This is a genomic window from Microcoleus sp. D3_18_C2, assembly GCF_036702395.1.
Lineage (GTDB): Bacteria > Cyanobacteriota > Cyanobacteriia > Cyanobacteriales > Microcoleaceae > Microcoleus.
This window is the reverse complement of record NZ_JAUBTG010000036.1, coordinates 1-22,874: the sequence shown is the minus strand read 5'-3', so window position 1 is coordinate 22,874 and position 22,874 is coordinate 1. Positions and strand designations below refer to the sequence as shown.

The window sequence follows — 22,874 nt, the reverse complement described above, 5'->3', positions numbered from 1 at the left end:
TTAATAACTAACTATTTCATCGGGTGGGCCCCATCGGCTCCGACTCTTACGGCGCTAGTGAAACCCAGGATATCAACAACACGTTTCCACAAAAGACATGAAAAACGATCGAGAGTTTCCCTGGTTAAAACCTTTGAGGTGGATTGCCCCAAGCATTTTGGTGGGTGCAGGAATCTGGAGTGTCGCAGTGGCCGAACCGGCCGGGGCTGAGACAATCGCCCTGCAACTCTCGCAAAACTTGCAGTCGCAGAACTTGCAGCCCCCACGCCGAGGCCCTGCTGTTCGGGAAGTTATGTCCTACGAGATGAAGGGAGACGAACTCAGGATTTGCAAGCAGGAAGGCAACTCCGAGAAAAAGTGCCAAGTTGTAGGTAAAGGCTACACCGTGGGTTTGAGAACTGCCAACGACCTTTACGGTCAAGGAAACGCTGTCAATGCCGAAGCTTTGTACCGACAACTAATCGCTCGCTATCCCAAAGAAGCGGATGCTTATTACAAGTTGGGAACTATGCTGTCGGGGCAAGGTAAAATGAGCGAGGCGATCGTTCTATTCCAAAAAGCAATTGAAGTCAACCCGAAGCACGCCAAAGCTCACAACGATTTAGGCGTGGCGATGGCAAGTCAGGGGCAGTTGCCCGAGGCAATTGTTCAGTGGAGACAAGCCGTTAAAATTAACGATCGATATCCCGATGCTTTAAACAATTTAGGAGTCGGTTTGTACCAGCAAGGAGACAAGGAAAACCAAGCGGAGGCGGTAGCCAGCCTCAAAAAAGCTAAGGAGTTATTTATCAAGCAAGGTAGAACTCAAGCTGCTAACAGAGTAGAGAAAATCTTGGAGGAAATTAATTCGCGATCCAGCGAATCCTAAACTCAACCGCCGATCGCCGATTGAAAGAAAAAAAATCTTGGGCGATCGGCGTGAATCAGCGTTCAGCGGCGGTTAAACACCCCCAAAAACGAGAATCTAAAGCATTTCCTTCAAAACTTGTATAATCAAATCCCCATCCACCCGATCGCTCACAGCAGCCTCACCCAAGCGCACCGGCAGCACAAACCGCACCTTGCCATCCTGCACCTTCTTGTCCAGTTGCAAAGTATGCAAAATTTCCTCAACATCCACACCCGCCGGCAATTTGGCAGGTAAACCCGCTTTTTCAAGTAAAGCAGACTGGCGGCGATCGTACTCAGCATCCCACATTCCCAACTCCACAGCCAACCGGCTTGACGCAGCCATGCCGATAGCCACTCCTTCCCCGTGATTGATCACCTTGTAATTGGTCAAACTTTCCACAGCATGACCGATGGTGTGTCCGTAATTCAAAATCGCCCGCAAACCCGATTCCTTCTCGTCTTTGCTGACCACCTCAGCCTTAGCTTGGCAAGACCTGCTCAAAATTTCTGCCAACAAATCCGCCTTCACATAGCGCATTTGATCCAAACGCTTGCAATTCTCCAACTTCCCGAAAAGTTCAGCATCCCAAATCACCCCGTACTTGATGACTTCCGCCATCGCCGACCGAAACTCCCTCGCCGGCAGAGTTTTGAGTACATCCGGGTCAATCAAAACCAAACGTGGCTGGTGAAAAGCCCCGATTAAATTCTTCCCTAAAGGATGATTTACCCCCGTTTTGCCGCCGATAGAAGCATCAACCATCGCCAGCAGCGAAGTCGGAACCTGCACGACATTAATTCCCCGCAGCCAAGTCGCCGCCGCAAAACCCGTCATATCGCCAACCACCCCGCCGCCCAAAGCCACCATTGTCGAGGAACGTTCTAAGCGGTTTTCCAAAGCCGCACCGTAAATTTTCTGTACCGAATTTAAAGTTTTGTACTGTTCTCCCGGTGGTAAAATGCAGCTACTGACTTCCAGACCGGCTGATTCGAGGGCTGCTGTTGCTCTTTCGCCGTACTGCCGAAAAATCGACTGATTCGACACCAGCAGCACTTTTTTGCCCAAACTTAAATCGCCCATCAGACTGCCGAGTTCGTCTAAACCGCCCGATCGCACGCAAACATTGTAAGATTGTGGCCCCAAGTCAACTTTAATTATGGATTGCATATTTATCTAATTTAGATATTAGATTTTAGATTATAGTTCTTATATGTCTTTTTATTGATTGTTTTGGAGAAATTGCCATGACTCTTAGCGGAGCAATAACTTATTTTGGGATCTTTGGCGGCATGATCGGCTTGGCGACAGTGCTGATGTTTGGTCTGCGGGCTGTCAAACTCATCTAATTTGCTAATTTAGATGTTTCAACCAGAGGATTTAATCTCTGGCAAAAGTATCAGTTCGACAACGTATTTGCGCCAAAAATCTCTAGGTTTATCTGTAGATTGACGGCGCAAATGCTTCATTTCATAAAACTTTTGGATTGAACGATCGTGCTTATTCTAATTGACGAGCATCTTCAGCAGGTGGATGCCAACCACCTTCTACCCAAAACCTGCGCGATCGCCGAATCGAATCCTCTTCATCATAACGTTCATCATTAAGGTCAAGCCGATTGCAAGTTGCTCGACCTATGGGAGTTTTAGGGACAATATTTAGGCCATCTGCTGTCCAGATAAAATGTTCTGACCACTGCTGCTGACGAGGATTAAATAATAAACATTCTTGCTGAGTTTCCTGGTCAATTCCGTTGGTAAAATTGTAGTGGCGTTCGTTGCAGCGACGGCAAGCTAATGCTAAATTTTCACTGTCATCAGATCCGCCTAGAGATTTGGGCATGAGATGATCTATGGTAAAGCGATCTGGGCTTAGATATTCTGGAGAGTGGCAGTATTCGCAGAGATATTTAGCTCGTTGTCGTATAAATTGTCGAGTGCGATCGGACACCATTTAGCTTGAGTGGAAAGTTGGGCGTTAATCAAGGTAAAAATTCGGGATAGTTCGATGATGCCAGCTAATTCGGGAATTTCATCGACAGTTAACAAATCTAGTCTTTTTCTCTCTAGCAGTTCTTCCATGCGAGATTGGATATCGTCGGTAAATCTGAATAAGTAAATATTCCCAAATTCTACCATTTTGATGCCTTGGGGTATCAAAGAAGAAGGTTTTACCATTAATTGAGTATTCATAGGAATAACAGCTCTCAGATACTCTTGGAATATTGTAGCTTATCCGTTGTTAAGTGAATTTAAGGAAAGAGCGATCGCACTTGCTATAAAACACGATCGCTCCTGATTAATTACAAGATTCGTTCTAATTGAGTCGATCGCACTTGTGGCAATTTCTCAGCCCCAGTCGTATCAAAAACGATCGCGTGTTTAGCCGTCGGCAACAACCGCTGTAAAATCTGGATATATCCCTCCGCATCGCCCCGACGGTGGAACCGAGCAACCACCAATCGCTGCATATTTGGCAATTGTCGCACGATACACCAGGGATGAGTGTTTAATTTGGGCTTGGATGTTGGTATCATAGGGTAATCGTTCCCCGCAAACGCGGGGTGTGATAGAAAAGGCGATCGCCCTTAAGTTTTCGAGGCTAGGAGGGCGATCGTTTTGAATTTTTTACAGTTTAAGGTTAAATCTAACCTGTTGTCAAGGGCAAAATGGGGCGAGTTAGACTAAAGATTCGAGAGTTGGCAGAAGAAAAGGGCTGGACGCTGCAAGACGTGGCAGATCGCTCAGGGGTTAATTACAACACGGTTAAAGGGTACGCTAGACGCGATGATGGGATGAGTATGGTCGATCTGAGTGCCGTTCAGAAGATCGCCCTTGCTTTTGATGTCATGATTGAAGATTTGGTCGAGTTTTTGGAATAGTAAGGGCGCTCGCGCTAATGGGATATGTTAGATTGCGGATTCGAGAACTAGCTGAGCAAAAGGGTTGGACGTTCAAAGAAGTTGCCGATCGCTCGGGAGTCAACTACAACACTGTCAGAAGCTAGGGGAGGCGCGATGCTTTGAATACAGTCGATCTTTCTGCTGTCTACAAAATTGCCCGCGCCTTCGACTTGACAATGGAAGATTTGGTCGAGATTTTGGAAGATTGAAGGCGCACCAATGGGGCGAGTTAGACTAAAAATTCCAGCGCTGGTAGAAGAAAAGGACGATCTCGCTAATGGGATACGTTGATTAATGCCGTACTTATCGCCACCTTTTCTTTACTGGTTCGTAAAGCATATAACTACCTTCTATAGCCGATCGCCCGCTATCCCCTAAAATAACTTCTACTCCCCCAATCCAAAATCTAAAATCTAAAATCGAAAATCGATATGTCTCATTCCACCGATATCGTCACCCTCGCCCGCTGGATGGCCGCCGACTTCAGCAACCAAGCCCAAGCCTTTGAAAACCCGCCATTCTTCGCCCACATCCGCGTCTGCATGAGGCCTTTGCCGATCGAAGTTCTGGATGGGATCAGCTTGTACCTAGAACAAGCCTACGATATTGAACTGCACGTACCGTACCGAGTCCGAGTTTTGAAATTAGTCCCAGTGGGCGATCGAATCGACATCGAAAATTATGCCATAGAAAACGAAGAACAATTCTACGGCGCGGCCCGCGACCCGCAACGGCTGCAAGAAATCAAAAAAGAACAACTGACTCTACTTCCTGGCTGCACCTTTATTACGCAGTGGACGGGCAACAGCTTCAAAGGGTCTGTCGAACCCGGAAAAGGCTGCATGGTGGTCAGAAAGGGCAAAAAAACCTATCTAGACAGCGAATTCGAGATTGACCAAGACAAATTTATTAGCCACGATCGCGGGCGCGACCCAGAAACCGACGCCCACGTCTGGGGAGCCCAGGCTGGCCCCTTTGAATTCACCCGCCGGGCCAGTTTCGCCGACGAAATTCCGGGTTAATCCAAAAAAACAGAGTCCTTCCTGGGCGAACACGCGCTTATTAAAGGTTCAGAATGCACCAATACCTGGTACATTAACCCAGTATTGGCAAGCAAGATTCACCGTTGATTTATGAAAGTCCTGGTTATTGGTGGCGATGGCTATTGCGGTTGGGCAACCGCACTCTACCTTTCTAACAAAGGTTACGAAGTTGGCATCCTCGACAGCTTCGTGAGGCGGCACTGGGATCTGGAACTGTGCAGCGACACCCTCACTCCCATCGCACCGATTCAGCAACGACTCCAGCGATGGCAAGATTTAACGGGCAAGTCGATCGACTTGTTCGTCGGTGACATCACCAACTACGATTTTCTCAGCAAAAGCATGAGAAAATTTGCACCAGAGGCGATCGTCCATTTCGGCGAACAGCGTTCGGCACCTTTCTCAATGATCGATCGCGAACACGCAGTCCTCACCCAAGTCAATAACGTCGTCGGGACACTCAACCTGCTGTACGCCATCCGCGAAGACTTCCCCGATTGTCACCTAGTGAAATTAGGGACAATGGGCGAATACGGCACGCCGAATATTGACATTGAAGAAGGCTACATCACGATCGAACACAACGGTCGCAAGGATACACTACCCTATCCCAAACAACCAGGCAGTTTCTACCACCTGTCAAAAGTCCACGACTCCCACAACATCCATTTTGCTTGCAAAATCTGGGGTTTAAGAGCCACCGACTTAAATCAGGGCGTAGTCTACGGCGTGCTCACAGATGAAACCGGCATGGACGAACTGTTGATCAACCGTTTGGACTACGACGGAGTATTCGGGACAGCATTGAACAGATTTTGCATCCAAGCTGCGATCGGTCATCCTCTGACAGTTTATGGCAGTGGCGGACAAACCCGCAGCTTCTTAGACATTCGGGATACCGTGCGGTGCGTGGAATTGGCTCTAGCCAACCCCGCCGAAGCCGGACAATTCCGCGTCTTCAACCAATTCACCGAACAATTCAGCGTCGGCGACTTAGCCTCCTTGGTGCAAAAAGCAGGCATGGCAATGGGATTAAAAGTAGAAATCAACAACATCGAAAATCCCAGAGTCGAGAAAGAAGAACATTATTTCAATGCCAAAAACACCAATTTGCTAGACCTCGGTTTGCAACCGCACTATCTCTCAGATTCCCTGCTCGATTCTCTGCTGAATTTTGCTACAAAATATCAGCACCGTGTCGATAAAAACCAGATTTTGCCGAAGGTTTCTTGGAAGTAAGTTCAGACCTCTACCTGCGGGGAAAGAGCTTTTTAACGAACCGCGAAGGCGCGAAGGGCGCGAAGTAAGAGAAAAGAAGGGAAGAGAGGAGAAGGGTTCGCAAGTTCTGAATGGAGTTTGCTGTATATTACGATAATCTATCTTTTTTATCTCTTTCTCTGTGTCCTCTGTGTCCTCTGCGGTTAATTAAAAAAAATCCATAAGGTTTTTAATGCTGGCTTTTTGGAAAAAAATGTCGTAGAAATTCGCAATATTATTCTGTTGCTTTTCGTTGTTCTGCCGAGATTTTCAGCCAGTGCAGTTCGTTATTATTATTTAATACCGGAATGGGCTGCACTAACCGCGAGTTATCAAAATTACCGCGCCTGTTAGCGAAGCGCCTTATGCTGCGGAAAAAGAAATGTTAATTGCTAAAACTGCACAGGAAATTCACAGAATTAATTGCTTTGCCAAAGGTGTGGGATTGCTTTTAGGTGGGATAATTTTATCTATTCGCATTCAGGGAATTTGGATCTTACCCCAAAAACCTCTCGCTCGGAATTAGCGGTAGTGCAACAGAAAGAAGAAGTGTAGAAAAGCAGCCGATCGCGCGCCATGACTTACTCCCCGCGACACAGTGTATCCTGTTACCGATGACCTTGGCCTCTGGCTATGATTATCGGCTCCCTAAGTAACTTATTTTTATGAAAATTGCTCTGTTCACTGAAACATTTTTGCCGAAAATAGACGGCATTGTGACGCGCCTGATTCACACTGTAGATCACTTGCAGCGATCGGGCGAACAAGTTCTGATATTTTCTCCAGATTACGGGATCAAAGAATACAAAGGCGCCCGAGTTTACGGTGTGGAGGGCTTGCCTTTGCCGATGTACCCGGAACTGAAAATGGCACTTCCTTCTCCGGCTGTCGGTCGCCAATTAGAGCAGTTTAAACCGGATATTATTCACGTTGTCAATCCCGCTATTTTGGGATTGGGGGGTATATATTACGGGAAAAAGTTCAACATTCCGATTTTGGCTTCTTACCACACGCATTTGCCGAAATATTTGCACCATTACGGTTTTGGAGTCCTCGAACCTTTATTGTGGGAATTGCTCAAAGGTGCCCACAACCAAGCAGAATTGAATCTGTGTACTTCTACAGCAATGGTGGAAGAATTGAGAACCCACGGCATTGAGCGAGTAGATTTGTGGCAGCGGGGCGTAGATACTGAAATGTTTGTCCCGGAATTGGCAAGTCGAGAAATGCGATCGCGCCTTTCTGCAAATAACCCAGACAGCCCCCTGCTGCTGTACGTCGGCCGCCTCGGTGCAGAAAAAGAAATCGAACGCATCAAACCAGTCCTCGCAGCGATTCCCGATGCCCGCCTCGCCTTAGTGGGAGACGGCCCGCATCGGCAAACCCTTGAACAATATTTTGCCGGTACACCCACCAATTTTGTCGGCTACCTCAAGGGGCAAGAACTCGCAAGAGCTTACGCATCTGCCGACGCCTTCATTTTTCCCTCCCGCACCGAAACCCTGGGCTTAGTGCTCCTAGAAGCAATGGCTGCGGGGACGCCTGTAGTGGCGGCGCGCAGCGGCGGAATTCCCGATATCGTCACTGACGGTGTTAACGGATATTTATTTGACCCCGCCGACGAAGAAGGAGCACTCGTCGCCACCAAGCGTCTGTTTGCGAATCCTGAAGAACGGGAAACCCTACGCCATAACGCTCGCCGAGAAGCTGAACGCTGGGGTTGGGCCGCTGCTGCCGCACAACTGCAGCGCTACTATCAATCAGTGGTGTTTGCCCAGTCTGTGCCCAGAGCGGCCTAAATGTCAGGATCTGTAGCACCTTTAAACATCACCGCCAGCTTAGCTTCCCTGTTCGATCGTCAGTTGGTAGTGAGGAGGGATGTTTTCAAAGACCGATCGAACTTTTTTGCTGCATAAATTACCGTCGCTATCCTGCTGTTGCGTTTACCATTAAACTATGAGTAAGCTCTGTAGGAATGCCTTGCGCGCTGCTTTCATAGCGCCCTTTACCTGACCGGATACGGTCGCCGAGTGCGCTAAAACAGTAACACCGCGCGCTGGGGCCGAGCACAGAACGTCAAATCTACATTGCACTGTCGATCGAACTAAAGCCTGTAACCTAATTTTCAGGCCTTCTGTTTTGCGAACTCAAGTTCAGCTTGAATTGACGAACCCTCATCAGTATCGAGGTTGGAAAAAAGATCGATCGAGCATACATAACAAGCAAACTGAAGTTGCGTGCGCCACTTTTGAACTCACGATTCATCAAAGCGACAAGCGAGTGCCGATGCGCTTGCAAACAAATTCAAGAGTTTGCACCGCCGCCGAATCTCGCGCAGATCGACCTGCGGTCAGTCTACCCATCTGAGCAAGCAGTTAATCATGACATTCTCCAATACTGGTAGCGTTCTGGCTACACTGACTCAAGTCAATTTTATGGGGGCATTGACCTCCCGTGTTAAGAGCTTGCCAGTTCCTGAATTAGTGTGCCTGCTGGACTTTATCACGGCTGAATTTCAGCAATTTATCCGGGCGATGGACCTGATTAACAATGAAGCACTCGAAAGTCTCTTAGAGCAACTTTTAGATGCCTTCACTGTGAAAATTGGTCAAATTTTGCAAGCAGACCGGACAACAATTTTTTTGGTGGACTCGAACAAAAATCAACTGTGGCACAAAACAGTCGATCCACTTACGGGCGAAGATGTAGAAGTGCGATTGCCGATGGATGCAGGCATTTTAGGCTACGTAGCAACAACCGGAAAATCGATCAATGTCGCCGAAGCTCGATCCCACGAGTATTTTAATACCGAAGTAGACGAACCACCGGGCTACCACATCGAGACCATCCTCTGTATGCCGATTTTTAGCAGCAAGAGCCAACAGGAACCCGTGGCGGTGGTCAGACTGTTAAATAAAGCTGGAGATGCCCCCTTTAGCGAGGAAGACGAACAGCAGTTCCAGGCTTTTGCAGATTCGATCGGGATTATTCTCGAAAGCTGTCAGTCTTTCTACGTCGTCGCCCGCAACCAGCGAGGGGTTGCCGCACTGTTGAGAGCCACCACTACTTTGGGTCAAAGTCTTGACTTGGAAACAACTTTGCGCTCTGTCATGGATCAAGCTCGCGACTTGATGCAGGCCGATCGCAGCACGCTATTTTTGTTAAATCGGGAAACCAACGAACTTTGGACAAAAGTCGCCAAGGCTGACGGCAAAACGATGGTAGATCTCCGCATTCCTGCTAATAAGGGAATTGCTGGCTACGTGGCTTCGACCGGTCAACCTCTAAATATTACAGATGCTTACGACGATCCCCGCTTTGACCCCTCTACAGACGGGCAAACGGGATACCGCACTCGGACTGTCTTGTGTATGCCGGTGCATAACGCTAAAGGTGAGCTGATCGGGGTGACTCAGCTAATTAATAAGAACCAAGGTAGTTTCACCCCTTCCGACGAAGAGTTTTTGCGAGCGTTTAATTCCCAAGCGGGAATGGCGCTGCAAAATTCTCAACTGTTTCAAAACGTGATGGTGGAAAAGCAGTATCAAAAAGATATGCTGCAAAGTCTTTCAGATGCAGTAATTTCCACCGATTTACAGGGGCGAGTTGTAACTATCAACGAAGCAGCCCTAGAATTGTTGGGCTGTCCGGTAAATCAAGCTAAAAGCAAACACAATCCCCAGATTTGGGAAGATAAACTGGTGAATCGCTATGTTTGGGAAGTTGTGCCGATCGAAAATTTGCAATTTCGACTCGAAGACAGTCTCAACCATGCTGCCAGACATTACGTTCCCGAACAAAGTTTAACGGTGGGACTGTTGGTAGAAAAAACGCTAAATTCCCAACAAAAAGAAGAAGAAGAACAAGAAGAAAGTTATATTTTGGCCGTGCCCGATCGCACTGACCCTAATTTATATTACGCTTGGGGAGAAAACCGCGCGTGGACTGAGGAAGTAGCGCTGGCAGAATTAGCTAATGCCCAATCTCTATTTGCGCTGCGAAATTCTGCCCTGTATCACCCTTATTGTCCGCTACCCATCCCCGCCTCTCGAATTAAACTAATTGAACGTAGTTTGAATTTGACTGTCAACCCGCTGATCAATCCAGAGGGCGGCGTGCGCGGCGGTTTAGTGGTACTCGAAGACATCAGCCGCGAAAAGCGGATGAAAAATACGATGTACCGCTATCTGACTCCTGGAGTCGTAGATAAAGTGATGGCCTTGGGTGAAGGCGCCCTGATGGTGGGCGAACGCAAAGAAGTGACTATTTTATTTTCCGACATTCGCGGCTACACCACGCTGACCGAAAATTTGGGAGCCTCCGATGTGGTATCCCTGCTGAACGAATATTTTGAGACGATGGTGGAGGCCGTTTTCCACTACGAAGGCACTTTAGACAAGTTTATCGGCGATGCTTTAATGGCCGTGTTCGGCGCGCCCCTGCCGCTGAATCCCCCGGAAAGCCACGGTTGGATGGCGGTGCAGTCGGCTTTAGATATGCGCCGGCGTTTGAAAGAGTTTAATGATTCTCGCCCCGGCGAAGATCCATTTCGCTTCGGAATTGGAATTAGTTCCGGAGAGGTGGTTTCGGGAAATATTGGTTCCCAAAAGCGCATGGATTACACGGTAATTGGGGATGCGGTGAATTTGAGTTCGCGATTGGAACAGCTTACAAAGGAGTACGGATGCGATATAATTTTGAGCGAATTTACATACAGTTTGTGTCGCGAAGGAATTTGGGTGCGAGAGTTAGACAAGGTGCGGGTTAAGGGCAAAAATCAACCAGTTGGTATTTACGAGTTGCTGCAAAATAGTTCTGAACCCATTGATGGGGAAACCGTTCGGTTTTTGGAACTTTATAGTAACGGTAGGGATGCTTATATTGCTAGAAATTTTCAGAAAGCTATTAGTTATTTTGAAGCGGCTTTAGCAATGCGACCCAGCGATCGACCTGTGGAAGTTCACCTCGACCGATCCCTGAGCTATTTGGAAGTACCCCCGCCCGATGATTGGGACGGTGTGCATACGATGACAACTAAGTAGTAGATTATATTACATCCGACTGATAAAAAGTAAAAAGATTTGATAAAGTTGTGAGATATTCCTTATGACAGAGTTAACAAGTGTAAAAATGTGAAATCATAGGTTGGATACCATATTAAAGTTGAAAAAATATTTCCAGGCTAGCAATTAAATGAGTTATTTATCTGTTCCCAATGCCACAAAAGCCGATCGGATTCTGGTTGTAGATGACGCACCAGATAATGTTTTGTTGGTGCAGACAATCCTGGAAGAAGAAGGTTACGAAATTAGCACGGCAGAAAACGGCTTTTCGGCCTTGAGTCAAATTGACAAGTCACCCCCGGATTTGGTACTGCTAGACGTGATGATGCCGGGAATGGATGGTTACGAAGTCACTAAACGAATCCGAGAAAATAAGGAATTGCCCTTTATGCCGATTTTGCTGATCACTGCTCACGACAGTGCCAGCGTAGTGCAGGGATTGGACATGGGAGCAGACGATTTCATCCGCAAACCAGTCGAAATGGACGAACTGCTGGCGAGGGTTCGATCGCTCCTGCGGCTAAAACACAGCGTAGACGAGCGCAATTCGATCGCCCTCCAGCGCGAAGATTTTGTCTCCCGACTGGCTCACGACTTGCGAACACCCCTGGTAGCAGCCGATCGAATGCTAACTTTAATGCAGCAGGGAGCTTTGGGAGAAATTTCCCTTCCCATGCGCGACGCTTTCGGGACGATGGTTCGCAGCAACAAAAACCTGATCGCGATGGTAAATATGTTGCTGGAAGTATATCGGTACGAAGCAGGCCGCAAATCCCTAAGTTTCGCGGCCGTGGACTTGCGCCAGCTTATTACTGAGGTAGCTGAAGAACTAGCTCCCCTAGCGGATGCTAAAGGTTTGTCGGTAAATTTAGACTTGACAGAAAGTGCAGAAAGTGCACCGATTGCGAAGTATCCGGGCGATCGTCTGGAGCTACACCGTTTGCTGACAAATTTAATCGGAAATGCAATTAAATTCACCGACAACGGCTCAATAGATGTCAGCTTAAAAGCTGCTAATTCCCCTGCTTATACTAGCTTCAAAAACCAACCGCTGGCATGGGTAATTATAGACATCAAAGACACCGGTGCCGGCATTTCTCCCACCGAACAAGCAAAGTTATTTGAAAGGTTTAGCTCGGGAACTCATAAGAAGTCCAGTACAGGTTTGGGACTACACCTCTGCCGCCAAATAGTCGAAGCTCACCGCGGCACGATCGAGGTAAAATCCGAGTTGGGCAAAGGCAGTTTGTTTACTATTCGCTTGCCTTGTTAGAGCGGTAAGCTGTCGCGCATTTAAATTGTATATTCAGGGCGGGCGGGACGCTAGGGCCCCTACTCCCCACAAGACTTTGATTTTTTTTGACATACAATTTAAAGGCCGCAACAGCTTATAAATACAGCAGATTCGGTGATTCATGAAGTACAGTATCCGCCTTAATTGTTGGTACATTTTTATGTAGGGTGCGGATCTGCTCATGTTTAATGAAACTTGCAGATTGACTGGTGGCGACGCACCGATGCTTACGACAAGATTGTGTGTACCGCATATACATGGAATATGCTGTAAGTCTAACTTTGGGGTGTGAAAAGCGAACATTAGTACAGATAAACTGTAATTGTAGGGTGCGAAGTGCGTACCTAATCGAATTATGGTTAATTTACCAGATGTCATATAATGACTTGGCAACCGAATTGATGGCAATATGTCTAACTGTCCAGTGTGCGGTGCTGAATACATAGAAGAAAAAGCAGAGTTTTGCTCGATTTGCGGCTGGGATTTGACTCCCTACCCGCAACGTGCTAAGCCTTCCAAAACTTATTTAAAAAAAGAACAAGTTAGATTGCAGTGGGCCAAACAAATGTGGGAATTGGCCCGCAATCAACAAAATTGGTTAGCTAAATTTGATGAGTTGCAGGGGGAAGTGCAGCAAGGTGCGATCGCCCGCACACACATTCAATCTCAGTTAGAATGGGTTCTGTACCGCCTAGAACAACTAAACCCCGAATTGATTGTCAGCACTCTACTGCGACTAGAAGACAAAATCGGCGCCATACCTGAGTCAACTGCGGCTATCTCGGAAGTGGGGATGGACTACCGCCAACTGACAAAGCTATTAGAAACTGGAAAATGGCGCAAAGCTGATGAACACACTTGGGAAATCTTGCTGCAAATCGCTGTCAGGGAAGACGAAGGTTGGCTGAGTGCAGCCGATATTGACAGTTTTCCTCCTACAGACCTTCGCACGATCGACCGACTTTGGCAACAATACAGCAGCGGGCGGTTCGGGTTGAGCGTGCAGCAGCAGATTTGGGAAAGTACCGGGGCTAACTATACTGAATTTTGCGATCGAGTCGGCTGGCGAGTCAAGGAAAATTGGAAATATTACAGCGAGCTCTCCTTCAACGAAGATGCTCCCCCCGGACATCTCCCTGTCACCGCATGGAGACAGCGCGCCTGTTACGGTGCTGGTAAACTCACCGCAGCAGAAAACTTGGCCCGCATCGCTGCGAAACTCGCAACTGGCGATCGGCAATCATGAAAAAAAAAATCAAAATCGACATTAACTGCTATAATCAAAACGGTTTAGCAACTGGGGCTGTGGCTCAGATGGATAGAGCAAGCGCCTCCTGAAGAATCGGGCACCCTGCGAGGAAACTCTAGGAGTGAATGTGGTCAAATTTGGTGAAACCTAAAGAGTTTATGGGTTCCTATGACTCTAAGGCAATACCAAGCCAAGCCTGAGTTCAGGGCGATTAAACAATCGCCTATATGGAAATCAGGAAGGTTTAGAGACTAGACGGTCACCACCTAAAAGCTGCAAGCATATGGTGAAGGTATAGTCCAGAGAGTGGGGAAACTCACACAAATCTGAAGCGCTAGGTCGCCGGTTCGAACCCGGCCAGTCCCGTTAAAAATCAAGAAAAATTAACAGCAGGAGGGGAAAGCTTAAGTTTTGCCCCTCTTTTTTGCATATCCGCTAAGGAATTGGCTCCCAGATTTTATACCAACCGCCAAGGCGATTGGTATAAAATCTGAAAGCTAAAATCTAAAATCCCCCATTGAAGCCGCACCACAAGCGTAGAGTCAATCTAAAATCTAAAATCTAAAATCTAAAATCTAAAATCTAAAATCTAAAATCTAAAATCCTATGATCCGCCGACCCTTTTTTAATTTTTAATTTTTAATTCCTGTTAGTGGGCTATAGGTGCGGTATTTTTTGTTATGGTTCCTTTGTCAGTTACATAAAATTTTTATAGGTTTAGATGTGGTTAAGAATCAATTCAAACACGCAGCGTTACAAGCGTTTGAACACTTCACGCAGTTTTTGGTTCCTAGTAGGACTTTTGATGGCGTGTTGGTTGGGCTATCAGCAGGTTAAGAGCGAATTTCAGAGACCCCAAGCTTTGTTAGTTCTAGGTGGGGCTACTGAGCGAGAGGTGTTTGCCGCCAAATTTGCTCAGGATCACCCTGAATTGCCGATTTGGGTGTCGTCTGGGAGCAATCCTGAGTTCGCGGAATGGGTATTTTCAGAAGCGGGAATTGAGTCCGATCGCCTGCACTTAGACTACAGAGCGGTGGATACGGTAACAAATTTTACCACCCTGGTAGATGAATTGAAAGCTAGAGGGATTGAGAGCGTGTATCTGATCACTTCTGACGATCATATGCGGCGAGCTCAGATTATCGGCGAAATCGTACTCGGTAGTCGAGGCATTACCTTTAAGCCTGTGGCAGTTCCGTCTGGGCGAACCCCCGAACCGATGCAAAAAGCTGTTCGCGACGGCGCTAGGGCTATTCTTTGGCTGACAACCGGTTATACGGGTGCTAACTTCAGCCCAGCCAGAATGGAATAAACAAAGGAAAGCATTGAGCAAGTTTTAAATTTTTTCCATTCCCTCTGGTTTTAAAACTTGTCTCCTCTAGCGATTTAACGAAACGCGAAGACACTGATGACAAATGCGTAAAAGAAGAGAAGAGAAGAGAAGAGAAGGAGTAGTTTAAAATTAATAGATGAAATTCACAAGCTAAAGTTAATGACCGACCAAATTCTGCCGCAAGTTCTGGAGCAAATTTTGAGTGACAGCAAAACGCCGGATGCTGTTTTTTCCGCTTTGGTGCCGGCTTTAGGCGAGGTGTTAAATTGCGATCGGGTCTTTCTCTACCTCCGCAATCCTGAAACGCAAAGAGGCAGAGTACCTTACTGCTGGCGTCGTAACTCGAACTTTCCTGAGATTGGCGACGCGGAATGGAAAAAAGAACCCGAATCTTTAGGGGAAGAAGACCCTTTGTTTGCAGCAGCTTTGCGAACTGAACCGTCGATTTTTGTTGAGGATGTTGAAACAGCGAATCCTGAAGTTGTCAACAAAGATTTTGAAGCCAAAGAGTTCGGACATCGAGCTTTGATCCACGCTCACCTTTGTGCTGACGGCTTATTGTGGGGGGTTTTGCAGCCTTGTATGTTCGATCGCCCCAGAGTTTGGACTGACTTCGATCGCCAAGTTATCGCAGCGGTTACAGAAAAAATTTCCCCCTTAGCTGTTGCTTATGTCAGAGGCATCGTACAATCGCAATAAAATAGGTTTGTAACGAGGAGTCTTCGTTCTCACTACAAACCTGTAACGATGTTTTTTATCTATCAAACCAGCTTTCTTCGTAAGTTATACAAAACATCCTCCAAGCAAATCAGCGCCCCAAATCGTGCATCGCATTGATCTCGATCGCACATCTTTGAGTCAGCGCTTGCAACTCCTCGCGATCCGAGGAACCGGGCGCTTCAATTAGCTTGCCAATTCGCACCGTCAGCGGCACCGGACGCGGCACTGCCGAACCTTTCGACGAAATCGCGTGAGTTCCCCACAAACTAACAGGTAAGAGCGGCGCTTTTGCCTTAGCAGCTATCAGCGCCGCACCTAATTTCGGTTCAGTAATTCTGCCGTCTGGCGTGCGAGTTCCCTGCAAAAATACACCCGTCGCCCAGCCATTTTCCAAAGAGTTGATCGCCGAGCGAATTGCACTGCGATCGGCACTTTCCCGCTTGACTGGATAAGCACCGTAAAGCGTAATTGCCTGCTTCAAAATAGGAACTTTAAATAACTCTTCCTTTGCCATAAATGCGACCGGTCGCCTCATGCAATTAGACAAAATCGGCGGGTCAAAATCGCTGGCGTGATTGCTGACTACTACCACAGGCCCTTCTGTCGGAACATTTTCTGCACCGTAGATGCGGCCCCGAAAGTAAAGGTGCAGCATCGGGCTGACAATTGACCATTTGAATAAATAGTAGAGAAGTAAACTTTCGACTGGTTCGCGACTTTTGCTCACAGAAAAACCTTAAATTTTAAATTACATCGAATATTAGCCTATCAGTTCAGCAATCAAAAAAGTAGCACTACACGGATTTTGACACGGATACACGGATAGGTCGAGCGATCGGACTGTTTAGCTAATTGGCTAAGTTGACTATCATCACTGTATCCGTGTTTATGCGTGTCGTGCTGTTAGATGGTTTGGCGGTTGAAACCGCTTTGCAAGCTTCTGTAGCGCCCGAATTTATTCTGGCGAATTCTTTGCAAAGGCTCAATTTCCGGCCAGCATAGCTTTTTGTCCTTCCGAAGCAGTCGCGTAGCCCAAGAAATCCTTAACTGTTTGGCTAGGAGGATTTTTGTAGGCGTAGTATAACTGCCGCTTGTAAGGATAGTTACCCGCATCCGGCGTCGCACCGTTGACGGGAACAACGCGCACTGTTCTCTGATTGGCTACTTGAGCGAAAGTCGCATAGCCAATACCGTTATTGCCTAAAGCTTGCAGCAGAGGAGTTGTCGCATCTCGATCGAGCGTGGTAATATTTGCCGTCGTGCCAAACTCGCCACCTCCGAGCACTTGTTCTTTAAACGTTTGGTGAGTGCCACTAACTGCGGGTCTGTTAATTACTTTCATCGGGCCCGCCGGGCCGCCGACTTTCGACCAGTCTTGAGTATTTCCCTTAAAAATATCTTGAACTTGAGCCGAGGTTAAACCTCCTTTGAAGGGGTTGTTAATGCCGACTACAAGGGCGATCGTATCTAGGGCAACAGGCACCGCTGCCAAACCCTGACCTTGTTGTTGAGCCGTCAAAGGCTGCGATACCGCAGCAATATCGGCTGTTCCTGCCACCAAATCTTGAATTCCCTTTGCAGAACCGTTAGCTTTGGAATCAACTCTAGTGCCAGGAAACTTGGCTTGAAAGCCATTCTTAAGATTGAGGTTGATTGTCACCATACTGGTAGAACCTTGAATCCTGACAGTCGTACCCGCAGGAACAGAAGCTGGAAGTGCAAAGGAACTAGCTGCAACAGGCGAAGAAGCACCGCCGACTACTGGCGCGACGGGAAGTGGGACGACATCGCCTGCGGGTGTGGGAGTGGGGGGATTGTTACTAACATCTTGCGACGCTGGTTTGTTGAGAAAAAAGAACCAGCCGCCACCGGCTAGCAAGAGAAATAACAGGATAAAAACTATGGGGGGAGGCCCGCTCTTAGCCATAAAATTGTCCTTAGCTGGGAAGTTCTTTGTTGTTGGAGTCGTCTAACATTTGTAGCCTGCGATTAACTTCATCGTCTAAGGTCATATTTTCTAATTCTGCCTGAAGTCTTTCTTGGGGGTTCTCAGATATTTCTGCTAAAGCTTGCTGTTTGAGGTTGCGGCCGTGGACGGCGTTTTTGGCTTGCTCAAATTGCGATCGAGCTGAATCGATACTGAGGTCGTTGTTGACTTTGGATATGGCTCAGAGGGCTTCGTTAATCTCGGCCATATCTTTCATATTTTGCATATCGGTTTTGTAAGCTTCCAGACCCAATGCTGACAAGACTTGAGGCGATATTTAGGGATTTGATGGAAAAATGACAGGGAAGGCTGGTAGAATTCAATGGGGAAAGCGATCGTGTTCATTTGTTGTTACAGTACACTGCACAGACCGAACCAAGTAAATTGATTAACAATTTAAAAACCTTGTCTAGTCGGTACTTGAGAACATATTTCGCTCCTGAAATCAACCAATTTTATTGGAAGGATGTGTTATGGACAAATGGCTATTTCATCGCTTCATATCAAATCCTTTAGCATCGGAATAGTAAATTCGAGTTCACTGTTCACGGCGTTGACTGTCAACCGTCAATCGATTTTAGATTTTAGATTTTAGATTAAAGAATTGACTTGCGCGAGATAAATGCGGGGGGCTTGAGGATTTTCGATTTGCGATTTGGGATTGATTCCACGGATAAATCACGTGGCGGATACCACCTTTGAAATTCGTGGTCAACAGTCAATATCATGTATGAGTGTTACGGGAAATTATATCATGTGGTGGCGTGACTGTTGAACAATTGAAAAAATACATTAATGAGCAAGATAGACCTGCTGAATAAAGAGACTTCTTGTGCTTTGATGTCGTCATCCACCCGTTCATAACCTCATATCAAATCCGTTAGCATCGGAATAGTAAATTCGAGTTCACGGCTTTGACGGTTGACGGTTGACAGCGTTGACTGTCAACCGTCAACCGTCAACCGTCAACATCATGTATGAGTGTTACCGGAAATGAGATCGCAAGCATAGCTTTGAGGTTATGAACGGGTGCAATCAGGAGTCTTGCGCGCCTTTCATCCCACACTAACCTTCGCTCGGTATAGTGTGGGGATTCCCGTCTGTTTAGCTAAAAATAGATTAAGCGGGCAAATCTGCAAAACTGCTCACATTTACCAGCGCTAAATCGGGACAAGTCCGTTTGATCAAACCTGTGAGAACTTTGCCGGGGCCAATTTCTACTACGCGATCGATTCCTTGTTGGGGCAATTGCATGGAAATTTCTCGCCAGCGCACGCCTTTGGTCATCTGCTGAGTCAACCGCTGCTTTAAAGTGGCTGCGCTGGTAGTGGCTGACGGTTCTGAGTTCGAGAGCACCAGCATTTTAGCATCGGAAAACCTTGCAGACTTTAAGGCTAGTTGAAACTCTGCTGCCACTCCGGCCATCAGGGGAGAGTGAAATGCACCGGAAACATTCAATTTAACGGCGCGTTTGACTTTGATTTTGGCAAGCAAATCTTCTACTGCTGCGGGCGTTCCAGAAATCACGACTTGTGCTTCGCTGTTGTCGTTTGCCAGCACTACGTCTCGGCTGTATTGAATTTGCAGTTCTAGTTCCTGCCTGTCGAACCCGATCAAAGCCACCATTTGACCGCCGGAGGCAGTGTCCATGAGTTCGGCGCGGCGTTTGACTAAGCGCAATCCGGTTTCAAAGTCAAAGACGCCTGCTGCGTAGAGGGCAACGTATTCTCCTAAACTGTGACCGGCAACTACCGCTGGTCGATCGCTTTTTTCTCGCACTAAGTCGGCCAAAATACTTTCTACTACGAACAAGCAAGGCTGAGTGTAGAGCGTCCGAGATAGTTTTGCTTCTTCTTTTTGGCAAACTTCCGGGACAGACCAGCCTAAAATTTCTTTAGCGAGCTCAAATTTGGCTTTGGCTGTTGGCAAGTTTAATAAGTCTGCACCCATCCCGATCGCCTGGGAACCTTGTCCGGGAAATACCCATGCTGTTTTAGTCATTTTTCCGGTAATCTGCTAATTGGTGGTTGCTAATTGGTGATTGCAAAAATTATTTCTTTCCCGCTTCTAACTTCGCTCGCTGGTATCCGCTATCTTTCGGTTAACGAACTATCTACTCGCGACTCACAACTATAACATATAATTGCGATTTTAACCAGGTTTATATTTTTTTTGCTACTTTAATTTAATTAATAGCCGTAACAAAATTTTTAACCTTCAAGCCGGGGAAAGTCGATCGAAGAATAGAGGATTTTCAATCTCAGGGCGGGCTTGTCAAGAACTCCTGTCCCGAGGGAGTACGGCTGCGCCCCTTGCCCTATGTATGGCTTGTTAAAGGATTTGTATTATGCAACGGTCGCACTCCCCACAATCATTAGCCAAAGTTTAAAGCCGCCAAACATTATACCAGTTCCCAAAAAGAATGAAACTGCTTTACCAGCTCCAAACCCATAGTTCCTCAGTAATTCCCCATCTAAAATCGAAAATCGCCAATCGAAAATCAAAAATGGTATTACCATGATTCCCCAATCGAAAATCGCCAATCGAAAATCGAAAATCGCTTTACCTTCCCCATTGAAAAATCGCAGCCCCCCAAGTCAAACCTGCACCGAAACCAGCAGCAGCAATAGTATCGCCCGCTTTAACTTTACCCATACGCACGGCTTCGTCTAAGGCAAGGGGAATTGAAGCCGCTGAGGTATTGCCGTAATTCGCCAAATTGCTGATTACTTTTTCGGGGGGAATCTTTAGCCTTTGGGCAACTGCATCAAGAATCCGCTGATTGGCTTGGTGCAACAACAGCCAGTCAATTTCGGCGACGTTGACATTTGCCCGAAACATAGCTTTTTCTATGACTTCCGGCACTTTTCTCACGGCAAAGCGATAGATTTCTTGACCATTCATTGTGATGGGTTCAAATCCGCCAACTCCGACGCTGACGCCCTCAATTAATTCTTTTGACTCGGCTTTGTAAGCCAAATTGAGAGACGAATTTTGTGTGCCGTCGCTGCGAATTTCAAATCCCAAAAAGCGATCGACTTCTGAAGCTTGTAATACCACCGCACCTGCACCGTCTCCAAATAGAATGCAAGTACCCCGATCCGACCAATTCACCCAGCGAGACAAAATATCTGCTCCGATTAGCAAAACATTTTGATAAACCCCTGTCCGAATGAACTGCGAGGCTGTAACTAAACCAAAAATAAAGCCCGAACAAGCTGCTGTCAAATCAAAAGCCACAGCTTTTGTCGCGCCTAACTGATATTGAATTTTACTGGCCGTGCCAAACAAATCGTCAGGACTGGAAGTCGCCAAAATAATTAAATCGATATCTGTCGGCGAAATTTCTGCCATTGCGATCGCCTTTTGAGATGCCTCTGTGGCTAAATCGCACAAAGAAGTGCGATCGTCCGCCAGCCTGCGGGAACGAATGCCCGTCCGCGCCCCAATCCACTCGTCATTCGTTTCTACTATCTGACTCAAACCGTTATTATCCAGTGAAACCTGCGGTGTACAAGAACCGCTACCCGTGACGGCAATGCCGAACCCTGATTGCTGCAACATTCCTCTCCATTTACTCGCTGTTCGATCTAGAAATTAAAAATTAAAAACTACCAATTAAAATTATTTTTTAAACTGCTGAGATTACTTTTTTTAAAGCAAAACCGCTTGTTTAAGCTGACATTTTTAATTTTACATTTTTAATTTTTAATTTCTACTTACTGCCTCTAATTCACAGCTTCTTGTTCCAGAGCGCTTTGGTGATTGGACGATCGAATTCGCTCCAGCACTTGGTTGTCAACTGCCTCCTTCGCCAAACGAATGGCATTGAAAATTGAAGCAGCTTGAGACGAACCGTGGCTGATAATGCAAACTCCAGCAACGCCCAACAGCAAACCGCCGCCGTGTTCAACGTGGTCTACCCGCTGCTTGAATCCTTGCAAGCTTTTTTGCAGCATAGGGTCGTTAATTTGATGTTGGAGTCCTTTGACCAACTCTTCCTTAAGCACCTGGACTACGACTTCGCCCACTGCTTCCGCAAACTTCAACAACACGTTGCCGACAAACCCGTCGCAGACAATCACGTCGAATTTCCCCGACAGCACGTCGCGGCCTTCGGCATTGCCCACAAAAGGAATGTTCGGGTTGTCCACCAATAACTGGTGAGTTCGCACTGCGGCGTCGTTGCCTTTAGAAGGTTCTTCGCCAATGTTGAGCAGGCCGATTTTAGGTTCGGCGACGCCGAGAACGCACTGGCTGTAAATAGTTCCCATAAGAGCGAACTGCTCCAAAAATTTGGGGCGGCAGTCCACATTAGCGCCAACATCGAGAATAAGTACAGAGCTGCCCGGTATCATTGTCGGCAAAACCGCACCGATCGCAGGGCGATCGATTCCGGGGAGCCGGCCCAATCTGAGCAGGGCAGCAGCCATTGCCGCGCCGGAGTGACCGGCGGACACCACAGCATCAGCTTGCTGCTGCTTTACCAAGTTCATCGCTACGTTAATCGAAGCGTTGGGCTTGCGTTTGAGGGCACTCAAAGGTTCTTCGTGCATTTCCACCGCTCCTTCAGAAGGAACGATTTCTAGCTGACCTGTACAGACGCGGCCGATCGCGTCTTGTTGCCGGAGCGAGTCTTCTATTTGCTGTGGGTCGCCCACAAGCAAAATCTCTACGCCTAATTCTTCTTGTGCCTTAAGCGCTCCAGCTACAACTTCGGCGGGGGCATGATCCCCACCCATAGCGTCTATTGCAATTCTTGCGCGTGTCGATCCCATTGACCAATGTTTGAGAAACACTAAAAATTCTACCAGGAATTGAACCTCCCCACGTCTAAAGCCGGGGGATTCTTGCCCACCAATCAAGGCGACAACGGGACATTCAAGTATCCCTCTACTCACTCAAACAGCTTAAAGCTGAGATTGCGTATACTTTCTGAGTCCTTCCTATGTTTAAGTTTGAACGCTCCATACCCTGCCATTATTTGCCCTTTAACTATTCCAAATCAAGTTGGATCTGTCCGTTGCTGGGATTGCTCCATACTAGGGTACTTCAATGCGCTGCTTCGTAAAACTTACCCAAACTTGACTAAAGCCATCTTTAGTCGCAATTCAGAACTCACTTCCTGCGCTGTTGG

General features: G+C 47.2%; 24 protein-coding genes. 15 read left to right on the top strand and 9 right to left on the bottom strand.

The features are described from left to right. Nucleotides 1-97 precede the first annotated feature (97 nt). Nucleotides 98-868 carry a tetratricopeptide repeat protein gene (locus QUA88_RS19855; protein WP_333057377.1) on the top strand — a complete coding sequence of 257 codons (771 nt, stop codon included), beginning with the start codon at nucleotides 98-100 and terminating at the stop codon, nucleotides 866-868. A 96-nt stretch (nucleotides 869-964) separates the two neighbouring features. On the opposite strand, the gene aroB is transcribed toward QUA88_RS19855, so the two are convergent. Then, a complete protein-coding gene (gene aroB / locus QUA88_RS19850; protein ID WP_333233912.1) occupies nucleotides 965-2,059 on the bottom strand; it encodes a 3-dehydroquinate synthase in 1,095 nt (364 codons plus the stop codon). Nucleotides 2,060-2,136: 77 nt separating this feature from the next. Between aroB and petL the strand changes: the two genes are divergently transcribed. After that, nucleotides 2,137-2,238 carry a cytochrome b6-f complex subunit PetL gene (gene petL / locus QUA88_RS19845; protein ID WP_006633742.1) on the top strand — a complete coding sequence of 34 codons (102 nt, stop codon included), beginning with the start codon at nucleotides 2,137-2,139 and terminating at the stop codon, nucleotides 2,236-2,238. Nucleotides 2,239-2,389: 151 nt separating this feature from the next. Here petL and QUA88_RS19840 read toward each other — a convergent pair whose 3' ends face one another. The 3 genes from QUA88_RS19840 to QUA88_RS19830 form a co-directional block, all read right to left on the bottom strand. Continuing rightward, on the bottom strand, nucleotides 2,390-2,731 hold the full coding sequence (locus tag QUA88_RS19840; protein WP_333057379.1) for an HNH endonuclease: 342 nt from the start codon (nucleotides 2,729-2,731) through the stop codon (nucleotides 2,390-2,392). A gap of 29 nt (nucleotides 2,732-2,760) precedes the next feature. Further along, complete coding sequence (locus tag QUA88_RS19835) at nucleotides 2,761-3,081, bottom strand: hypothetical protein (protein ID WP_333057380.1); 321 nt, start codon at nucleotides 3,079-3,081, stop codon at nucleotides 2,761-2,763. Between the two features lie 110 nt (nucleotides 3,082-3,191). Further along, on the bottom strand, nucleotides 3,192-3,425 hold the full coding sequence (locus QUA88_RS19830) for a hypothetical protein (RefSeq protein WP_333057381.1): 234 nt from the start codon (nucleotides 3,423-3,425) through the stop codon (nucleotides 3,192-3,194). A 132-nt stretch (nucleotides 3,426-3,557) separates the two neighbouring features. Here QUA88_RS19830 and QUA88_RS19825 point away from each other — a divergent pair, with 132 nt between their 5' ends. From QUA88_RS19825 to QUA88_RS19775, 11 genes are all read left to right on the top strand, one after another. Next, complete coding sequence (locus QUA88_RS19825; protein ID WP_333150720.1) at nucleotides 3,558-3,770, top strand: helix-turn-helix transcriptional regulator; 213 nt, start codon at nucleotides 3,558-3,560, stop codon at nucleotides 3,768-3,770. Between the two features lie 17 nt (nucleotides 3,771-3,787). Beyond that, nucleotides 3,788-3,895: a helix-turn-helix domain-containing protein gene (locus tag QUA88_RS29550; protein ID WP_445300600.1), complete on the top strand. Its 108-nt coding sequence runs from the start codon at nucleotides 3,788-3,790 to the stop codon at nucleotides 3,893-3,895. Between the two features lie 327 nt (nucleotides 3,896-4,222). After that, nucleotides 4,223-4,813 carry a chromophore lyase CpcT/CpeT gene (locus QUA88_RS19815; protein WP_333057383.1) on the top strand — a complete coding sequence of 197 codons (591 nt, stop codon included), beginning with the start codon at nucleotides 4,223-4,225 and terminating at the stop codon, nucleotides 4,811-4,813. A gap of 111 nt (nucleotides 4,814-4,924) precedes the next feature. Continuing rightward, entirely contained in the window at nucleotides 4,925-6,073 is a 1,149-nt protein-coding gene (locus QUA88_RS19810) for an NAD-dependent epimerase/dehydratase family protein (RefSeq protein WP_333057384.1), read from the top strand. 683 nt (nucleotides 6,074-6,756) lie between these two features. Beyond that, nucleotides 6,757-7,890 carry a glycosyltransferase gene (locus QUA88_RS19805; protein WP_333057385.1) on the top strand — a complete coding sequence of 378 codons (1,134 nt, stop codon included), beginning with the start codon at nucleotides 6,757-6,759 and terminating at the stop codon, nucleotides 7,888-7,890. A gap of 340 nt (nucleotides 7,891-8,230) precedes the next feature. Then, entirely contained in the window at nucleotides 8,231-8,458 is a 228-nt protein-coding gene (locus tag QUA88_RS19800) for a hypothetical protein (protein WP_333273325.1), read from the top strand. Nucleotides 8,459-8,472: 14 nt separating this feature from the next. Beyond that, nucleotides 8,473-11,133, top strand: coding sequence for a GAF domain-containing protein (locus QUA88_RS19795; RefSeq protein ID WP_333273323.1), 2,661 nt, complete (start codon nucleotides 8,473-8,475; stop codon nucleotides 11,131-11,133). Between the two features lie 151 nt (nucleotides 11,134-11,284). After that, complete coding sequence (locus tag QUA88_RS19790) at nucleotides 11,285-12,427, top strand: hybrid sensor histidine kinase/response regulator (RefSeq protein WP_333057388.1); 1,143 nt, start codon at nucleotides 11,285-11,287, stop codon at nucleotides 12,425-12,427. A 430-nt stretch (nucleotides 12,428-12,857) separates the two neighbouring features. Further along, the gene (locus QUA88_RS19785; RefSeq protein WP_333057389.1) at nucleotides 12,858-13,694 is read left to right on the top strand and encodes a GUN4 domain-containing protein; all 837 of its coding nucleotides are present in this window, start codon (nucleotides 12,858-12,860) and stop codon (nucleotides 13,692-13,694) included. Between the two features lie 724 nt (nucleotides 13,695-14,418). Beyond that, entirely contained in the window at nucleotides 14,419-15,009 is a 591-nt protein-coding gene (locus tag QUA88_RS19780; RefSeq protein ID WP_333057390.1) for a YdcF family protein, read from the top strand. A 180-nt stretch (nucleotides 15,010-15,189) separates the two neighbouring features. Beyond that, on the top strand, nucleotides 15,190-15,729 hold the full coding sequence (locus tag QUA88_RS19775) for a GAF domain-containing protein (RefSeq protein ID WP_333057391.1): 540 nt from the start codon (nucleotides 15,190-15,192) through the stop codon (nucleotides 15,727-15,729). Between the two features lie 109 nt (nucleotides 15,730-15,838). Here QUA88_RS19775 and QUA88_RS19770 read toward each other — a convergent pair whose 3' ends face one another. Next, nucleotides 15,839-16,477 (bottom strand): lysophospholipid acyltransferase family protein, encoded by a 639-nt coding sequence (locus tag QUA88_RS19770; RefSeq protein ID WP_333039474.1) that lies wholly within the window; start codon nucleotides 16,475-16,477, stop codon nucleotides 15,839-15,841. A 134-nt stretch (nucleotides 16,478-16,611) separates the two neighbouring features. Here QUA88_RS19770 and QUA88_RS19765 point away from each other — a divergent pair, with 134 nt between their 5' ends. Further along, the gene (locus QUA88_RS19765; RefSeq protein WP_333057392.1) at nucleotides 16,612-16,752 is read left to right on the top strand and encodes a hypothetical protein; all 141 of its coding nucleotides are present in this window, start codon (nucleotides 16,612-16,614) and stop codon (nucleotides 16,750-16,752) included. On the opposite strand, the gene QUA88_RS19760 is transcribed toward QUA88_RS19765, so the two are convergent. Next, entirely contained in the window at nucleotides 16,733-17,677 is a 945-nt protein-coding gene (locus QUA88_RS19760; RefSeq protein WP_333057394.1) for a phosphate ABC transporter substrate-binding protein, read from the bottom strand. The genes QUA88_RS19765 and QUA88_RS19760 overlap by 20 nt on opposite strands. A 369-nt stretch (nucleotides 17,678-18,046) precedes the next feature. Between QUA88_RS19760 and QUA88_RS19755 the strand changes: the two genes are divergently transcribed. Beyond that, on the top strand, nucleotides 18,047-18,253 hold the full coding sequence (locus QUA88_RS19755; protein WP_445243118.1) for a transposase: 207 nt from the start codon (nucleotides 18,047-18,049) through the stop codon (nucleotides 18,251-18,253). A 603-nt stretch (nucleotides 18,254-18,856) separates the two neighbouring features. Here QUA88_RS19755 and fabD read toward each other — a convergent pair. The 3 genes from fabD to plsX form a co-directional block, all read right to left on the bottom strand. Next, nucleotides 18,857-19,738: an ACP S-malonyltransferase gene (gene fabD / locus QUA88_RS19750; protein WP_333057395.1), complete on the bottom strand. Its 882-nt coding sequence runs from the start codon at nucleotides 19,736-19,738 to the stop codon at nucleotides 18,857-18,859. A 561-nt stretch (nucleotides 19,739-20,299) separates the two neighbouring features. Continuing rightward, nucleotides 20,300-21,301: a beta-ketoacyl-ACP synthase III gene (locus QUA88_RS19745; protein ID WP_333273317.1), complete on the bottom strand. Its 1,002-nt coding sequence runs from the start codon at nucleotides 21,299-21,301 to the stop codon at nucleotides 20,300-20,302. Between the two features lie 164 nt (nucleotides 21,302-21,465). Further along, nucleotides 21,466-22,515, bottom strand: a complete 1,050-nt coding sequence (plsX, locus tag QUA88_RS19740; RefSeq protein WP_333273313.1) for a phosphate acyltransferase PlsX — start codon at nucleotides 22,513-22,515, stop codon at nucleotides 21,466-21,468. Between the last annotated feature and the right edge of the window lie 359 nt (nucleotides 22,516-22,874).

Excerpts from the sequence above, each read along its gene's own strand:
- QUA88_RS19855 (WP_333057377.1), top strand. The coding sequence starts at position 98 with ATGAAAAACGATCGAGAGTTTCCCTGGTTAAAACCTTTGAGGTGGATT.
- aroB (WP_333233912.1), bottom strand. The coding sequence starts at position 2,059 with ATGCAATCCATAATTAAAGTTGACTTGGGGCCACAATCTTACAATGTT.
- petL (WP_006633742.1), top strand. The coding sequence starts at position 2,137 with ATGACTCTTAGCGGAGCAATAACTTATTTTGGGATCTTTGGCGGCATG.
- QUA88_RS19840 (WP_333057379.1), bottom strand. The coding sequence starts at position 2,731 with ATGCCCAAATCTCTAGGCGGATCTGATGACAGTGAAAATTTAGCATTA.
- QUA88_RS19835 (WP_333057380.1), bottom strand. The coding sequence starts at position 3,081 with ATGAATACTCAATTAATGGTAAAACCTTCTTCTTTGATACCCCAAGGC.
- QUA88_RS19830 (WP_333057381.1), bottom strand. The coding sequence starts at position 3,425 with ATGATACCAACATCCAAGCCCAAATTAAACACTCATCCCTGGTGTATC.
- QUA88_RS19825 (WP_333150720.1), top strand. The coding sequence starts at position 3,558 with ATGGGGCGAGTTAGACTAAAGATTCGAGAGTTGGCAGAAGAAAAGGGC.
- QUA88_RS29550 (WP_445300600.1), top strand. The coding sequence starts at position 3,788 with ATGGGATATGTTAGATTGCGGATTCGAGAACTAGCTGAGCAAAAGGGT.
- QUA88_RS19815 (WP_333057383.1), top strand. The coding sequence starts at position 4,223 with ATGTCTCATTCCACCGATATCGTCACCCTCGCCCGCTGGATGGCCGCC.
- QUA88_RS19810 (WP_333057384.1), top strand. The coding sequence starts at position 4,925 with ATGAAAGTCCTGGTTATTGGTGGCGATGGCTATTGCGGTTGGGCAACC.
- QUA88_RS19805 (WP_333057385.1), top strand. The coding sequence starts at position 6,757 with ATGAAAATTGCTCTGTTCACTGAAACATTTTTGCCGAAAATAGACGGC.
- QUA88_RS19795 (WP_333273323.1), top strand. The coding sequence starts at position 8,473 with ATGACATTCTCCAATACTGGTAGCGTTCTGGCTACACTGACTCAAGTC.
- QUA88_RS19790 (WP_333057388.1), top strand. The coding sequence starts at position 11,285 with ATGAGTTATTTATCTGTTCCCAATGCCACAAAAGCCGATCGGATTCTG.
- QUA88_RS19785 (WP_333057389.1), top strand. The coding sequence starts at position 12,858 with ATGTCTAACTGTCCAGTGTGCGGTGCTGAATACATAGAAGAAAAAGCA.
- QUA88_RS19780 (WP_333057390.1), top strand. The coding sequence starts at position 14,419 with ATGTGGTTAAGAATCAATTCAAACACGCAGCGTTACAAGCGTTTGAAC.
- QUA88_RS19775 (WP_333057391.1), top strand. The coding sequence starts at position 15,190 with ATGACCGACCAAATTCTGCCGCAAGTTCTGGAGCAAATTTTGAGTGAC.
- QUA88_RS19760 (WP_333057394.1), bottom strand. The coding sequence starts at position 17,677 with ATGGCTAAGAGCGGGCCTCCCCCCATAGTTTTTATCCTGTTATTTCTC.
- fabD (WP_333057395.1), bottom strand. The coding sequence starts at position 19,738 with ATGACTAAAACAGCATGGGTATTTCCCGGACAAGGTTCCCAGGCGATC.
- QUA88_RS19745 (WP_333273317.1), bottom strand. The coding sequence starts at position 21,301 with ATGTTGCAGCAATCAGGGTTCGGCATTGCCGTCACGGGTAGCGGTTCT.
- plsX (WP_333273313.1), bottom strand. The coding sequence starts at position 22,515 with ATGGGATCGACACGCGCAAGAATTGCAATAGACGCTATGGGTGGGGAT.